Below are 14,926 nucleotides of genomic sequence, written 5' to 3'. Positions count from 1 at the left end.
CTAATTATACCCAAACGTGCTAATTGCATTTTTAAAAAATAGATTAAGGTTAAAATATGTCTCATAAAATTCTCGCTGCGCTTATTCTAGCGCTGATTTGTGCCATTTCTTTTATGCTCTCAAACACACTTTTAGTTAAATTTCACACCAGTCCGCTCATCATCTCTATCATTTTAGGTGCCGTTTTTGCAAATCTTTTTACCAAACAGACTCAAATTTTAAAATCTAGTGGCGTCGTAGCGATTGCTGGGAAGCAAATTTTAAGGCTAGGCATCATACTTTTTGGCTTTAACATAAGCCTTATCGAGATCGCAAGTGTCGGCACTCTAGGCGTGATATACGCAGCTTTTATGGTCTTTGCGACCTTTTGCTTTGCACTTTTTGTAGCCAAAGCCTTGGGGCTTAGCAGGGATAGTGCTGTGCTCATTGGCTCAGGGGCAAGTATATGCGGAGCAGCTGCTGTTATGGCTACTCAAAATGAGATAAAAGCAGACGCAAACAAGCTTGCTATCGCCATTTGCACGGTGGTGCTCTTTGGGACGATTGGCATGTTTATCTATCCATTTATCGCTAAATTTCTAGCTCTCACACCGCAACAAACCGGCTTTTTTATCGGCGGCTCACTTCACGAAGTAGCCCACGTAGTCGCAGCCTCAGCGGCATTTGACGGCACAGCAAGTAGCACTGCGGTCATCATAAAAATGCTTCGTGTCATCATGCTCGTGCCATTTTTGTTTTTGCTAAATTTCTTAAATTTAAGCCAAAATAGTGGCGGCTCAAAGCTAAAGAGCATACCTTGGTTTGCGCTATTTTTCCTAGCAGCGATCTGCGTTAGATCTTTGCCATTTTTCCCTGAAAATTTGATGCAAATTTTAAAGCTGGCTGCTAGCATTTGCCTTTGTGTTGCTATGTGTGCATTGGGGTTTGGGATAGATAGGAGTATATTTAAAGCGACGGGCAAAAAGCCATTTTTGCTAGCATTTTTTATATTTTTATGGCTTATTTGCTCTTCGCTTATTTTTGTTAAGACTCTTTGCTAGTTTTTAGCTTTTGCAAAAACTCTTCGATGTTGTATTTTGCTCTGTAAGCTGGACTTAAAAGATGTATCAAAATGTCTCCAAGGTCCATTACGATCCAATCAGGAGAGCTTTCTGTACCTATAAATTTTTCTCCAAGAGGTTTAAGCTCCTCTTTTAGATCCTCGCTCAGCGAGTAAGCGTGCCTCTCGCCAAGCGTAGTAGCGATAACTACGGCCTTTACGAAATAATCATCCCCGCTCATATCAAACACTTGTATCTCTTCAGCCTTTTTTGCGTCTAAAACATTAACTATACTTTCGGTGCGCTCTTGCATCGATCTCTCTTGCATTTTTAATCCTTGGTAAAAATTTATAACTTCATCTTTTATCTTGCTAGGCAGCTCATCAAGCCCCTTTTGGTGCCTGATCTGCGATGAGCTAACATCCACGTGCACGTCCATTTTTTGTAAATTTTGTGGAATTTCTATGTGATTGCGCTTGGCGATCACAAACTGCACTAAATTTTTTAGCTCCTCGTAGCCATGCCACTTATCAAGCGTGGCTAGGTGGTCCGCGCCTATTATGAGATAAAATTTCTCTATCTTGAATTTCTCATACAAATACTTAACCGTCTCTATGGTAGGCACCGGGCGAGCCAAATTTATCTCATAGTCTGAGATCTCGACCTTCTCTAGGCCGCCCCAAATTTCTCTTATCCACTTTAGGCGAAGCTCTGGCGGAGCTGAAAATTCGCTCTTAAAGGGACTTATAAAAGTTGGCATGATGATGAGCTTGTCGATATCAAGGCTATTTAGTGCCATTTTCACAATGCTATCGTGTCCTAAATGAACCGGATCAAAGCTCCCGCCAAAAAGTGCTAACTTCATCTATTAAAGTGCCTTGTTTATATTTGTTTTAAAATTCTTTTTTGTAGAATTAGGCGTAATTATATCAAAAGGAGCTAAGATGTCAGTTAAAGTAGCAATAAACGGCTTCGGGCGTATCGGCAGGTGCGCTGCTCGTATTATTTTAGAGCGAGACGACGTTGAGCTTGTCGCTATCAATGACACGGCGACGCGCGACATGACGCGCTATCTGCTCAAATACGACAGCGTGCACGGCGAATTTAAGCAAGACGTTAAGGTGATAAGCGACGATTTTATAGAAGTAAACGGCAAAAAGATAAGAGTTTTTTCAACAAGAGATCTAAACGAGCTTAGCTACGCAGAATACGGCACAGACGTAGTTTTGGAGTGTACGGGCAAGTTTTTAACCACTGAAAAATGCGAGCCCTATCTAGCTCGCGGCGTCAAAAAAGTCGTTATGAGCGCTCCGGCAAAAGACGACACGGCTACGTTCGTAGTTGGCGTAAATGACGATAAATACGCAGGTGAAGCGATCGTCTCAAACGCAAGCTGCACTACAAACGGCCTAGCTCCAGTTGCAAAGGTGCTAAATGATAAATTTGGTATCGTAAAGGGGCTGATGACCACGATCCACGCCTATACAAACGGCCAAAGCCTAGTAGATGTAAAAGCTAAAGACTTCCGCCGCTCACGCGCTGCAGCGCTAAATATCGGACCTACGACCACCGGAGCTGCAAAAGCGATCGCTAAAGTGCTCCCCGAGCTAAGCGGCAAACTACACGGCCAAGCAGTGCGCGTGCCAGTGGCAAACGTCTCGATGGTTGATCTAACGGCGGTTTTAAAAAGACCAGCTAGCAAAGAGGAGATAAACGAGGCGTTTAGAACGGCTGCGGAGTCAAATTTAAAGGGAATTTTATTTGTCGATGACGATTATAGAGTTAGCAGTGACTTTTGCACGAGCGCATACAGCAGTATCGTAGCTAGCGACACGACGCAGGTCATCGCTGATGATATGGTAAAGGTCTTTGCATGGTACGACAACGAGTGGGGCTACTCGACAAGGCTTGTGGACCTAGCTAAGATCGTAGCTACAAAGTAAATTTAAAGGGTGAAAAATGAGTGAAATTTTATCGATCAACGATCTTGAGCTAGACGGCGCAAAGGTATTTGTTAGGTGCGATTTTAACGTGCCGATGGACGAGTTTTTAAACATCACCGACGACCGCCGTATCCGCTCGGCGATACCAACGATCCGCTACTGCCTAGATAACGGCTGCAGCGTGGTTTTGGCTAGCCACCTAGGACGTCCGAAAAACGGCTTTGAGGAGAAATTTTCGCTGCGAGGCGTGGCAAAGAGGCTTTCAAGGCTGCTTGATAGAGACGTGATATTTGCCGAGGACATAATAGGCGCGGACGCCAAAGCCAAAGTCGCCGCGCTAAAACCTGGCGAAATTTTGCTTCTTGAAAATTTACGCTTTGAAAAGGGCGAGACCAAAAACGACGAGGCGCTAGCCGACGAGCTCGCAAAGTACGGCGAATTTTACATCAACGACGCGTTTGGCGTCTGCCACAGGGCGCATAGCTCGGTCGAGGCGATCACTAAATTTTACGACGAGAAGCATAAGGCGGCGGGATTTTTACTACAAAAAGAGATAAATTTCGCTCAAAATTTGATAAAACATCCATCCCGCCCATTTGTCGCAGTTGTGGGTGGCTCAAAGGTTAGTGGCAAACTTCAAGCCCTGCATAACCTTCTGCCACGCGTAGATAAACTGATAATTGGCGGTGGCATGGCATTTACATTTTTAAAATCACTTGGTGAAAACATCGGAAATTCGCTCCTTGAAGAAGAGCTCATCGAAGATGCAAGGCAAATTTTACAAAAAGGCAAAGAGCTGGGTGTAAAAATTTACTTGCCAGTAGATGTAGTCGCTGCTCAGACATTTTCGGCTGAAAGCGCCGTAAAATACGTCCCAGCTCAAGAGATCCCAAATGGCTGGATGGGGCTTGACATCGGACCAGCATCGATCAGGCTATTTAAAGAGGTCATCGCCGATGCTCAAACCATCTGGTGGAACGGACCTATGGGCGTTTTTGAGATGGATAAATTTAGCAAAGGTAGCATCAAAATGAGCCACGCCATTATCGACACTCACGCAACTACGGTCGTTGGCGGCGGCGATACGGCTGATGTGGTCGAGCGTGCGGGAGACGCCGACGAGATGACCTTTATCTCGACTGGAGGCGGCGCGAGTCTGGAGCTCATCGAGGGCAAAGAGCTACCCGGCATAAAACCGCTTAGAAAGGCTATGGAGTGAGGTTTTTAGCAAATTTAAAGTGCAATCACACGAGAGCAAGCTTTGCTAAATACGCTGAAATTTTAGACGCAAATTTAAGCGCAAACGACGACGTGACGGTATTTCCGCCGTTTAGTGCGCTTGATGGCGCGGCTCATAAATTTAAACTCGGCGCGCAAAATTTTTACCCTTGCGAAAGCGGCGCTCACACCGGCGAGATCGGCAAGGCGATGCTGGACGAGTTTGGCGTAAAAAGCGTGCTGATCGGGCATTCCGAACGGAGGGAGCTTGGCGAGAGCGAGGAGCTTTTGCGAGCTAAATTCGACTTTGCCGTAAAGGCGGGCTGGCAGATCGTCTACTGTATCGGCGAAAATTTGAGCGTGAACGAAGCTGGAGCGACCAAAGAATTTCTAAGCCGCCAGCTTGAAAATATAGACCTTGGCTACGAGCGGCTGCTGATTGCCTACGAGCCCGTGTGGGCGATAGGCACGGGCAAGAGCGCGAGCACAGAGCAGATCGAAGGAGTTTTAAATTTCATTCGCGAGCAGACGAGAGCGCCGCTACTTTACGGCGGCAGCGTAAATGCCGCAAATATCGGCGGGATGGCGGGTATCGCGAACTGTAACGGAGTACTAGTAGGAACAGCCAGCTGGGATGCCTCTGGTTTCTTGGAACTTATTAGCGCGTCATCTCGCTGATGTCTTTAAATGATTTTGTAAATTTCGCCCTATGACAGGCTATATGCCTAGTCTTGGGACAAAATTTACTGCGAAACATTTAAATCTGCCTAGCGATATTTCCGCTTGTCGATTTATGTTTAGAATTTGACATTTTATTAAATTTGGATTGCAAAATTTTAAGTCGCCTAGTCTAGCTTTGCGATACTTCCGCTATCAAATTGCATTTAAAATTTGGCGTTTTGCGAAATTTTGCAAATTTTAAAGGAGAAATAATGATTTTAAAAGGCAAAAAGGGCCTCATCGTCGGCGTCGCTAACGCCAAGTCAATAGCTTATGGCATTGCAAAAGCTTGCTGCGATCAAGGTGCGCAGATGGCATTTACATATCTAAATGATGCTCTTAAAAAGCGTGTAGAGCCGATTGCGGAGGAGTTTGGGAGCAAATTTGTCTACGAGCTTGACGTAAATAACCAGGCACATTTAGATGGGCTCGCAGGTCAAATCAAAAAAGACCTTGGCGAGATCGATTTTGTCGTGCACGCTGTGGCTTACGCACCAAAAGAAGCGCTTGAGGGCGAGTTTGTAAATACGACAAAAGAGGCATTTGATATAGCGATGGGCACTAGTGTTTATTCGCTACTAAGCCTTACTCGCGCGGTCCTACCGGTGCTAAAAGAGGGCGGCTCGGTGCTAACTCTTACATATCTTGGCGGACCAAAATTTGTGCCACACTACAACGTAATGGGTGTTGCCAAAGCAGCACTTGAGAGCTCAGTTCGCTACCTAGCACATGACCTTGGCGCTAAAAACATCCGCGTAAATGCGATCAGTGCAGGTCCTATCAAAACGCTTGCTGCAAGCGGAATAGGCGACTTTAGGATGATTTTACGCTACAACGAAGTAAATAGCCCGCTAAAACGCAACGTCACGACTGAAGACGTCGGCAACAGTGCTATGTACCTACTTAGCGACCTAGCTAGCGGCGTAACAGGCGAAGTTCACTACGTAGACTGCGGCTATAACATCATGGGCATGGGCGACGTGGCTACCGACGCCGAGGGTAACACGATTTTAGCCTGGGACGCAAAATAACCTACTGACATAAATTTGGCGAGGCTACTCGCCAAAATCTTCTTTTAAATTTAATCAAATTTTATCGCAACAACTCGTAATGAGAGCTTTAGAGTGGCTCATGGATACAAATGAGCCGGGCTGGTAGCTGGTCGAAGAGTGGCTAAATAAGCTAAGAACGAGTGGAAATTTTGCCCAGTGATAAGGGCGGGGCGCAAAGCGAGCTTTTAGGACTTCTCAGGTAACTACTTATTCACCGATGGGAGCACTTGTTTATGGGTGTGGTGGCATCGTGATAGACGGAGGTTAGCTACGCCTACTTGGCTCAGGATGCGAGCAGATGAAGCGGGGAATACAGCTTTAACCTTGGCAAGAGCTTTAGCGAAGCAGGGCAGATGTCTAGCAATTTGCTCGCGGCAAACGATGTTTTGGATGGATTTTTCGCGATAAACGGCGGTGCCTTTGGTGGCAAAGCTGGCAATGTCTTTTACTGCGTGCCAGATAGCGGCAAATGGGAGGATGCACAGCTTGGCTACTCGTAGTTTTTACTGGGTGCTTTGCGACGATATATCTAAATTTTACAAGCTTTGTCACTAGGATGGCTGGCCTGAGGATGTAAGAAATTTTAGCCTTGATAAGGTGATGTTTGCATTGCTGCCGATACTTTGGCAAGACACCAACGTAAGTCTAAGACTAAAAAATATGAAAAAGGATGATATTTGCATGAATGAATTTTTCATTTTTGCCTTCAATGGCGTCTAGTAAATTTATATGATACTTCCAGCAGATCCAAGAGTTTTGCTCTATCTTATTTAAAATTTATAAAATTTTTTCATAATCTACTTAAGAGTGTTTATAAAAACAATTCTGAGCGCTAAAAAAAGCAAAATTTATTTTAGATTTCTTAAGCATTTCTTGATAAAAATTATCTACAAAATTTAAGAATTTTTATACTTATAATAATTTTTTATTAAAAATTAACCTTATTTACTATCTTGATAAAATTATATAATTTTGTCCTTTATCTCAATATTTAATTAATTTATTAGATAATTAAAATTTAAAAATAGTTTATATTTTTGCCAAAAAAATCAAAAATTTATCCAAAATTTATACTTAAAATTATAATATTCAATCTCAAAATTATGCTATAAAATTAAAATAGTAATTTTAATAACCAAAATAGGAGAAAATATGAGATTTAAAAGCTTATTTAAACTCTCTCTTGCAGCAAGCATAGCAGTTTGTGCAAATGGGGCAGACGAGAGCGTATTAAGCGGAGTTGAGGTAACAAGTAGCAGTGGCGGATACGGCGTTGATGATATCAAAATTTCAACTAGAAACGCTGGCCTAGTAAAAGACGTGATGAGAGATATTCCTGGTGTTTATGTTGGCGGAACAAACGGCATGAATCAAAAAATTTACATGAGGGGCGTGAGCGACCGCGGTCTAAATATCACGATAGATGGCGCGAAGCAAAACGGAAATACATTTCACCACAACGCTGACTTGCTGATCGATCCAGATCTTATAAAAGCTGTTGATGTCGAGGTTGGCTCAAGATCAGTGGTAAACGGCTCAGGTGCACTTGGCGGTTCGGTCGCCTTTAAAACGGTTGATGCAAAAGACTTGCTTGATGATGGTGAGATCATCGGCGCAAAGATAAAGACAGGATACGCCTCAAATAACAGCGAATTTTCTCAAGGTCTTATGCTCTTTACTGCACCGGTTGAAGGGCTTGATTTTATAGCCGCTATTAATCACAAGGGCTACGACTACGGCAAAAGTGGCAACAAAGCAAAGATAGGTGGCGATGGCAACGACCTTAGCTATCTTTTAAAGCTTGGTTATAGCTTCCTTGATGCGCATAGAATTTCTATCTCAAGAGAGCATAATGAGTTCAAGGGCATTTATCCATTTAGAGCAGAATTTGGTAGCTGGCATAATGGAGTAAATGTTGATGACTACCGCAAATATGAGCGTGATACGATAACGCTAAAGTATGAGTATAAGCCAAGCGATCTTTTGAATTTAGAGGTAACGGCATATAATACCGAGCACAAAAAAGATGACCCTATATTAAAAATTTTAGGCGTAAAGACAAATGGCATAAATGCAAAGGCTAAAAGCGTAGTCGAGAGTGGCGCTTTGACACAGACTTTTAGATATGGCGCTGAGTTTTACCAAAGTAAAAATTTTAACAAACCAGACAACCACTACCCAGAAAAAGTAAATAACTACTCAATATATGCAGAAGATGCGCTAAATTTTAGCTCGCTAACTATCATTCCAGGTATCAGATATACGCACCATGAGCTAAAAAGCTATGATGGCAGGGCTGGAAATGTAAAGAGCTATACCTATAAATACAATGAATTTACCCCAGCGCTTGCGCTTGATTATGAGATCATTAAAGGGCTTAACGCATTTGCAAGCTATGCAAGAGTCTTTAGAGGGCCTGACGTTATGGAGTCGATGTATGCTAGTAGGGCAAAAAATTTTGAAGCAAATAAAGATCTAAAAGCAACGACTGGTAATAGCTATGAAACTGGTCTTAAATATCATGGCGACATAAATGAAGCTAGCTCATATAGCCTCTCTGCAAAATACTTCAGACAAAATATAAAAACTTAATCGTAGATAATGGCTCTTATGTGACTGGAACGCCGCCAAATGAAATAACTATATCCAGACGTATAAACGCTGGTGGAGCTGATATAAGTGGCGTCGAGCTACTTGCAAGGCTAAATTTAGACGCACTAAGCCTAGCTGCTAGCTACACTCATCAAAATGTAAAATACAAAGATAGGGTCGCTAAGGCAAGCGGTGGCTACTATACCTCAAATATCATTGGTTACCGCGATCAGGGCGATAAATACACATTTAACGCAGAGTACGCATTTTCAAGGATCGATACGCTAATAGGCTACAACCTAATCTACTTTGCTTCAAAAAATACCGTCTCAGCTGGCGACGATAAAAATGTCAAGATACCAAGCTACGCAGTTAGCGACATCTACGCTACCTATGCGCCAAGTAGCGGTAAATTTAAAGGGCTTGAAGTAAATGCGGGAATTTATAATCTATTTGACAAAGCCTATGTTTCTCAATCTCAGAGACTTTTTGACAACGAAATAACTTATGACTGGGAGCCGGGTAGAAATTTCAAAGTAAACGTATCTTATAAATTTTAACTTCAAGGCAAGGTGAGAACCTTGCCAAATTTCACTTTTATATAAAAATTCTAGCTTTTTTAACTATGCTGTTTGTTTTAAAATTAATATAGTATCATTTTGGCGACTAAACTTTTTTGGGAGAAAAAATGAGGCAGAAGCACTTTGAAGTGGTAATTGTCGGAGCAGGCATTAGTGGGACGGCGCTCTTTTATGAGTTGGCTGCATTTAGTGATATAAAAAAGGTCGCACTTTTAGAAAAATATGACGGCGTAGCTACTCTAAATTCAAACGGCAAAGGCAACTCACAAACCATTCATTGTGGTGATATCGAGACAAACTATACACTAGAAAAGGCAAAAAAAGTCTCTCGTGTGGCAAATATGCCAGTAAAATATGCTCTAAAATACAATCTTGATGGCAAATATATGTTCGCTCATCAAAAGATGGCACTAGCTATCGGAGATGCCGAAGTAGAGTGCATGAAAGAGAGATATGAGAGTTTTAAAGAGCTTTTCCCTTATCTTGAAATTTATGACAAAGAGAAGTTAAAGCAAATCGAGCCAAACGTCGTTTTTGACGCAAATGGCAATGAGAGGCCAGAAAATATCATCGCCATAGGTACGCAAAATGGGCAGTTTACGACGATGGACTTTGGCGGCTTAGCAAATTCACTCGTGCAAAATGCGCTAAATTTAGGCGCAGATGGTTATGAGATCAGCCTAAACTCAGAAGTAACTGATATAAAAAAGGCTGGCGATACATTTCACATAAAGATAAATGATGGCGAAGTGATCACTGCAAACTACGTCGTAGTCGATGCTGGAGGCCACTCGCTATTTTTGGCTCACAAAATGGGTTATGGGCTTCATCTTAGCACACTGCCCGTTGCTGGAAGCTTTTATTTCGCAAAAAAACGCCTGCTAAACGGCAAAGTTTATATGGTGCAAAATGATAAGCTACCATTTGCCGCGCTTCACGGCGATCCAGATATCCTAGCTAATGGAAATACCCGCTTTGGACCAACAGCTCTAGTCATACCAAAACTAGAGAGATATCACGGCTGTTCAAGCTTTTTTGACTTTTGTAAATGCCTAAAATTTGATAAAAACGTCTTTGAAGTCTTTACAAATCTCTTAAAAGATAGCGACATTAGATCTTATATTTTAAGAAATTTCTTATTTGAAGTGCCATTTATCAATAAAAAAGAATTTGTAAAAGATGCTAGAAAGATCGTGCCAAGCCTAAGTGAAAACGATCTTAGCTATGCTGTAAATTTTGGCGGCGTAAGACCGCAAGTTATCGACCGTAATAAAAAGTGCCTTGAGCTTGGCGAGGGCAAGATAAGCACAGGCGAGGGCATAAGTTTTAATATGACTCCAAGCCCTGGGGCTACTAGTTGCTTTGAAATAGCAAGAACTGATATGATCGAAGCCTGTAAATTTTTAGGTAAAAATTTTAACGAAGAGAAATTTAGCGCCGAGTTTTTTGGGTAAAAATGGGAGTGTTTGATATTTTTAAAAAAGGTGCGGATATGCCAAAAACAGCGCAACAAAGAAAAGATGAGAGCATAAAAATTTTAAAAAAAGAGGGCGTGGCTGTGCTCGAGAGTCTGCCACTAAGGTATGACAATAGTGAAGTTACGCCAAGAAGCGTTGATGAGATCATTGCTCGTGCGGTTTGCTCATTTACGGCCATTATGTGTGCCTGCACGATCCGCGACAATGGCCACTTAAGTGAAGATGAGATAGCCTGGGCTAAAGACTTTTTGGGCGATTTTTATGATGACCTAAGTGCAAAAGAAAAAGAGGTCGTAGAGGGCAGGGCTGATATAAATTTGGCCGTAAATATGGGCTGGAAATATGAGTCGCTTTGGATCTTGCTTTGGGCGCTTGGCATTGCCGAAGATATCGGTAAGATGGATAAAATTTGCGACTGCGATTTTGTGATGGATGTCTTTAGAGAGGGTGGGTTCAAAAATCGCTCAAAACTACGCAGTTTGGATGAAATTTTAAGCAAGCTTGACCTAGTTTATCGCTATCACTGGGCGTGTGTTGATGCAAGGATAAACGGTAAAAAGGTTGCCGGACTTGACGAAGAGGTCGTTATGGAGAGACGTGCAGGGCTTGAGTGGCTATGTTGCAAAGGTTGGGAGAACGACGACTTAAGAGCTGAATTTAACGCTTGGGACTACCCTGATCTAAATACGTAAATTTACATTTTTGCACTAAAATAAGCCAAAAATGAAAGGAAAAATATGAAAATTTTAGTAACTGGAACAGCTGGATTTATAGGATTTCACCTTGCAAATGCCCTTGTAAAAAGAGGCGACGAGGTCGTCGGATATGACGTGATAAATGACTATTACGACGTAAATTTAAAGCTTGCACGCCTAAAAACGGCTGGCTTTGATACGAGCGAGATAGACTATGGCAAGCTTATCACCTCAAAAACGCATCCGAATTTAAAATTTATAAAAGCAGATCTCGCTGATGAAAAGACGATGAAAAAGCTTTTTGATAAAGAAAAATTTGACGTAGTAGTAAATTTAGCCGCACAAGCTGGCGTTCGCTACTCGCTCATAAACCCAAAAGCCTATATAGACAGTAATATCACGGGCTTTGTGAATATCCTCGAGTGCTGCCGCCACAATGAGATCAAAAACCTAGTCTATGCAAGCTCTAGCTCGGTTTATGGACTAAATGAGAACATGCCATTTTCTACGCACGAGGCGGTCAATCACCCAATAAGCCTCTACGCAGCGACTAAAAAGAGTAACGAGATGATGGCACATACTTATAGTCATCTATTTAACGTGCCAACGACTGGACTTCGCTTTTTTACGGTGTATGGACCATGGGGACGCCCTGATATGGCGCTATTTTTGTTTGTTGATGCTGCGCTTAAAGATAAGAGTATCGACGTCTTTAACTACGGCAAGATGAAGCGCGACTTTACCTACGTGGACGATATCGTAAAGGGTATCATTAAGTGCATAGATAATCCTGCTAAGCCTAATCCAAACTGGGACGCAAAGCATCCAGATCCTGCCACTTCAAAAGCGCCGTTTAAGGTCTATAATATCGGTAACAACAGCCCAGTCGAGCTCATGGACTACATCAAGGCGGTTGAGATAAAGATCGGCCGCGAGATTAAGAAAAATTTTCTCCCACTTCAAGCAGGCGATGTGCCAGCAACATTTGCTGATGTGAGCGATTTGGTGGCTGACTTTGACTACAAGCCAAATACAAAAGTAAACGACGGCGTGGCTAAATTTGTTGAGTGGTACTGTGAGTTTTACGGAGTTAAGATTTAAGGGACGCAGATGAGGCGATGTGGATGGGCAAAAGGCGAGCTTGATATAGCTTACCACGATAATGAGTGGGGCAAAGTCGTAAAAGATGATAGAAAATTTTTCGAAATGATAGTTCTGGAGGGCTTTCAGGCGGGACTTTCGTGGCATGGAGTGCTTCAAAAAAGAGAGGCCATGAGAGAGGCGTTTGATGGCTTTGATCCAGAGAAGATCAAGCATTACGGCGAGGCTGAGATAGCTAAATTTATGCAAAATGAGAGGCTGATTCGTAACCAATTAAAACTAAAATCACTTTCTGCAAATGCCATTGCATTTTTATCCGTAACTCAAGAATTTGGTAGTTTTTATGACTATTTGTGGGGGTATTTGCTAAGAAAATTTGATCCCAAATTTGACGGCAAGCAGATCATAAATCACTATCAAGATATCAAACAAGTGCCAGCCACTACGCCTATGTCAGACTTTGTGGCAAAGGAGCTAAAAAAGCGAGGGTTTAAATTTTTAGGCTCTGTTAGCACCTATGCATTTTTGCAAAGTGTGGGCGTTGTAGATGATCATATGGACTATTGCTTTTGCAAGGCAAAAGCTTGATTAGAATAATTTTTGTGGCTTTAGCCCTTTTAAATTTTGCATTTTCTCTTGATTTGCTGCGCCTTAGCGAGTATAAAGATCAAAATGTTAGTGGCTGGCTAGCTAGCGAGAAGCTTGATGGCGTGCGTGCCTACTGGGACGGAGAGAATTTACTATCAAGACAGGGCAAAAAGCTAAATGCACCGCTAAGTTTTACTAAAAATTTCCCAAAATTTGCACTCGATGGCGAGCTTTACGCAAAGGAGCTTAAGTTTGAAGAAATTCAAGCGACCGTTATGGATAAGCTGCCCGATGAAAAGGCGTGGAGAAGGCTTAAATTTCACGTTTTTGATGTGCCTGAGGCAAGTGGTGGTTTGCTTACCAGACTTGAGGTTTTGGCTAAATTTCTAAAAAATGAGCCAAATAACAATTTAATCATCATAAAACAGATAAAGATGCGTGATAACGCCCAGTTTTTGAAATTTACTGAAAGTATCATCGCAAAAGGCGGAGAGGGATCAGTCGTGCGTGAGCCAAATGCGCCATACGAGAGAAAACGAAGCAAAAATGCACTTAAATTTAAGAAATTTAAAGATGCCGAGTGTGAAGTGACCGCTATAAACAAAGGCAGCGGTAAATACGCTAACCTTGCTGGCTCGCTTACTTGCAAGGCGCTTGGCGGTAAAGATAAAGAAGAAAAAGCTAGCGAGCCAAAATCTGGCACTATCTTTAAAATAGGCTCAGGACTAAGCGATGAAAAGCGCCAAAATCCCCCAAAGATAGGCTCTATCATTACATATAAATTTCAAAATTTAACAGCCAAAGGCAAGCCAAGATTTCCAATATTTTTAAGGGTTAGAGAAGATTAAAATTTATTCAAAAGCCTTGCTTTACTTTTGCTTTACCCTATTTTTGATAAAATTAACCACTTTTTACGAAAGGCTTAAACTTGAAAATTTTAGTAACAGGTGGTGCTGGATACATCGGCAGCCACGTAGTAAAAGCACTTTTAAAGCAAGGCAATGATGAGATAACCATCATCGATAATCTCTGCAAGGGCTCACAAAAAGCACTTGAGGTGCTCCAAAAAATCGGAAATTTTAAATTTATAAACGCAAATTTAGAAGATGATCTAAGTGAAATTTTTGAAAATGGTAAATTTGATGCGATCATCCATTTTGCAGCGTTTATCGAGGTTTTTGAGAGTATGAGCGAGCCACTAAAATACTATCTAAACAACACCGCAAACGTTGCGAGGGTGCTAAGATACGCAAAAACTTATAATATAAATAAATTTATATTTAGCTCAACTGCCGCAGTTTACGGCGAGCCAGACGTGGCGGAGGTGAGCGAAACAACGCCTACAAATCCGATAAATCCATACGGCAGAAGTAAGCTTATGAGCGAGCAGATCATCAAAGATTATGCCTCTTCAAATGAAAATTTTAAATTTGCGATTTTACGTTACTTCAACGTAGCAGGCGCAGACGAAGAGGGGTTAATCGGTCAAAACTATCCAAATGCCACGCACCTTATCAAGGTGGCTGTGCAAACTATACTTGGCAAGCGCGAGAGTATGGGTATCTTTGGCGATGACTACGCGACAAAAGATGGTACATGCGTTAGAGACTACATTCACGTTAGTGACCTAGCAGACGCCCACATAAGTGCGCTAGAGTATATCGGCCAAAATGGCAGCGAAACTTTTAACGTGGGATACGGCAGAGGATTTAGCGTAAAAGAGGTCATCGAGACCGCAAAAGAGGTGAGTGGAGTAAATTTCAAAGTGCTAAATGCGCCAAGAAGAGACGGCGACCCAGCTATTCTTATCTCAAACGCAAGCAAACTGCGCTCGTTAACAAGCTGGAAGCCAAAAAGAGACGATCTAGCGCTCATCATAAAAACCGCCCTTGAGTGGGAAAAGAAAATTTAAGGATAA

13 protein-coding genes and 2 pseudogenes are annotated in these 14,926 nt (G+C 42.2%); 14 read left to right on the top strand and 1 reads right to left on the bottom strand.

Annotated features, from left to right (window positions below; translation table 11 throughout):
• The first annotated feature begins 56 nt into the window (after positions 1-56).
• The gene (locus tag TH67_RS03980; RefSeq protein WP_072594465.1) at positions 57-1,040 is read left to right on the top strand and encodes a YeiH family protein; all 984 of its coding nucleotides are present in this window, start codon (positions 57-59) and stop codon (positions 1,038-1,040) included.
• On the opposite strand, the gene nadD is transcribed toward TH67_RS03980, so the two are convergent.
• Positions 1,024-1,905, bottom strand: a complete 882-nt coding sequence (gene nadD / locus TH67_RS03975; protein WP_072594464.1) for a nicotinate (nicotinamide) nucleotide adenylyltransferase — start codon at positions 1,903-1,905, stop codon at positions 1,024-1,026. The two genes, TH67_RS03980 and nadD, sit on opposite strands and share 17 nt — an antisense overlap.
• 79 nt (positions 1,906-1,984) lie before the next feature.
• Between nadD and gap the strand changes: the two genes are divergently transcribed.
• The 13 genes and pseudogenes from gap (at position 1,985) to galE (ending at position 14,920) form a co-directional block, all read left to right on the top strand.
• Positions 1,985-2,983 (top strand): type I glyceraldehyde-3-phosphate dehydrogenase, encoded by a 999-nt coding sequence (gene gap / locus TH67_RS03970; RefSeq protein ID WP_072594463.1) that lies wholly within the window; start codon positions 1,985-1,987, stop codon positions 2,981-2,983.
• 16 nt (positions 2,984-2,999) lie between these two features.
• Positions 3,000-4,202, top strand: a complete 1,203-nt coding sequence (locus tag TH67_RS03965) for a phosphoglycerate kinase (protein ID WP_072594462.1) — start codon at positions 3,000-3,002, stop codon at positions 4,200-4,202.
• Positions 4,199-4,879, top strand: coding sequence for a triose-phosphate isomerase (locus TH67_RS03960; RefSeq protein WP_072594461.1), 681 nt, complete (start codon positions 4,199-4,201; stop codon positions 4,877-4,879). Before TH67_RS03965 ends, TH67_RS03960 begins: the two co-directional genes overlap by 4 nt.
• Positions 4,880-5,133: 254 nt before the next feature.
• Complete coding sequence (gene fabI / locus TH67_RS03955) at positions 5,134-5,952, top strand: enoyl-ACP reductase FabI (protein WP_072594460.1); 819 nt, start codon at positions 5,134-5,136, stop codon at positions 5,950-5,952.
• A 235-nt stretch (positions 5,953-6,187) separates the two neighbouring features.
• A pseudogene (locus TH67_RS10785) lies at positions 6,188-6,241 on the top strand (hypothetical protein); the annotation flags it as partial.
• Positions 6,242-6,326: 85 nt separating this feature from the next.
• Positions 6,327-6,473, top strand: a complete 147-nt coding sequence (locus TH67_RS10625) for a DUF2625 family protein (protein WP_257638033.1) — start codon at positions 6,327-6,329, stop codon at positions 6,471-6,473.
• Positions 6,474-7,125: 652 nt separating this feature from the next.
• A pseudogene (locus tag TH67_RS03945) lies at positions 7,126-9,125 on the top strand (TonB-dependent receptor domain-containing protein).
• A 128-nt stretch (positions 9,126-9,253) separates the two neighbouring features.
• The gene (locus tag TH67_RS03940; RefSeq protein WP_072594459.1) at positions 9,254-10,600 is read left to right on the top strand and encodes an FAD-dependent oxidoreductase; all 1,347 of its coding nucleotides are present in this window, start codon (positions 9,254-9,256) and stop codon (positions 10,598-10,600) included.
• 38 nt (positions 10,601-10,638) lie between these two features.
• A complete protein-coding gene (locus tag TH67_RS03935; RefSeq protein WP_072594562.1) occupies positions 10,639-11,316 on the top strand; it encodes a DUF4272 domain-containing protein in 678 nt (225 codons plus the stop codon).
• Positions 11,317-11,361: 45 nt separating this feature from the next.
• Positions 11,362-12,420: an NAD-dependent epimerase gene (locus TH67_RS03930; protein WP_072594458.1), complete on the top strand. Its 1,059-nt coding sequence runs from the start codon at positions 11,362-11,364 to the stop codon at positions 12,418-12,420.
• 9 nt (positions 12,421-12,429) lie between these two features.
• Positions 12,430-13,008 carry a DNA-3-methyladenine glycosylase I gene (locus tag TH67_RS03925; protein WP_072594457.1) on the top strand — a complete coding sequence of 193 codons (579 nt, stop codon included), beginning with the start codon at positions 12,430-12,432 and terminating at the stop codon, positions 13,006-13,008.
• Positions 13,008-13,856, top strand: a complete 849-nt coding sequence (locus TH67_RS03920; RefSeq protein WP_072594561.1) for a DNA ligase — start codon at positions 13,008-13,010, stop codon at positions 13,854-13,856. Before TH67_RS03925 ends, TH67_RS03920 begins: the two co-directional genes overlap by 1 nt.
• Before the next feature lie 80 nt (positions 13,857-13,936).
• Positions 13,937-14,920: a UDP-glucose 4-epimerase GalE gene (gene galE, locus TH67_RS03915; RefSeq protein WP_072594456.1), complete on the top strand. Its 984-nt coding sequence runs from the start codon at positions 13,937-13,939 to the stop codon at positions 14,918-14,920.
• Positions 14,921-14,926 lie beyond the last annotated feature (6 nt).

This window comes from Campylobacter concisus, assembly GCF_001891085.1.
GTDB classification, from domain to species: Bacteria; Campylobacterota; Campylobacteria; order Campylobacterales; family Campylobacteraceae; genus Campylobacter_A; species Campylobacter_A concisus_O.
This window is presented reverse-complemented; position numbering and strand designations above follow the sequence as displayed.

Excerpts from the sequence above, each read along its gene's own strand:
- fabI (WP_072594460.1), top strand. The coding sequence starts at position 5,134 with ATGATTTTAAAAGGCAAAAAGGGCCTCATCGTCGGCGTCGCTAACGCC.
- TH67_RS03965 (WP_072594462.1), top strand. The coding sequence starts at position 3,000 with ATGAGTGAAATTTTATCGATCAACGATCTTGAGCTAGACGGCGCAAAG.
- nadD (WP_072594464.1), bottom strand. The coding sequence starts at position 1,905 with ATGAAGTTAGCACTTTTTGGCGGGAGCTTTGATCCGGTTCATTTAGGA.
- TH67_RS03980 (WP_072594465.1), top strand. The coding sequence starts at position 57 with ATGTCTCATAAAATTCTCGCTGCGCTTATTCTAGCGCTGATTTGTGCC.
- gap (WP_072594463.1), top strand. The coding sequence starts at position 1,985 with ATGTCAGTTAAAGTAGCAATAAACGGCTTCGGGCGTATCGGCAGGTGC.
- TH67_RS03930 (WP_072594458.1), top strand. The coding sequence starts at position 11,362 with ATGAAAATTTTAGTAACTGGAACAGCTGGATTTATAGGATTTCACCTT.
- TH67_RS03925 (WP_072594457.1), top strand. The coding sequence starts at position 12,430 with ATGAGGCGATGTGGATGGGCAAAAGGCGAGCTTGATATAGCTTACCAC.
- TH67_RS03940 (WP_072594459.1), top strand. The coding sequence starts at position 9,254 with ATGAGGCAGAAGCACTTTGAAGTGGTAATTGTCGGAGCAGGCATTAGT.
- TH67_RS03935 (WP_072594562.1), top strand. The coding sequence starts at position 10,639 with ATGCCAAAAACAGCGCAACAAAGAAAAGATGAGAGCATAAAAATTTTA.
- TH67_RS10625 (WP_257638033.1), top strand. The coding sequence starts at position 6,327 with ATGTCTAGCAATTTGCTCGCGGCAAACGATGTTTTGGATGGATTTTTC.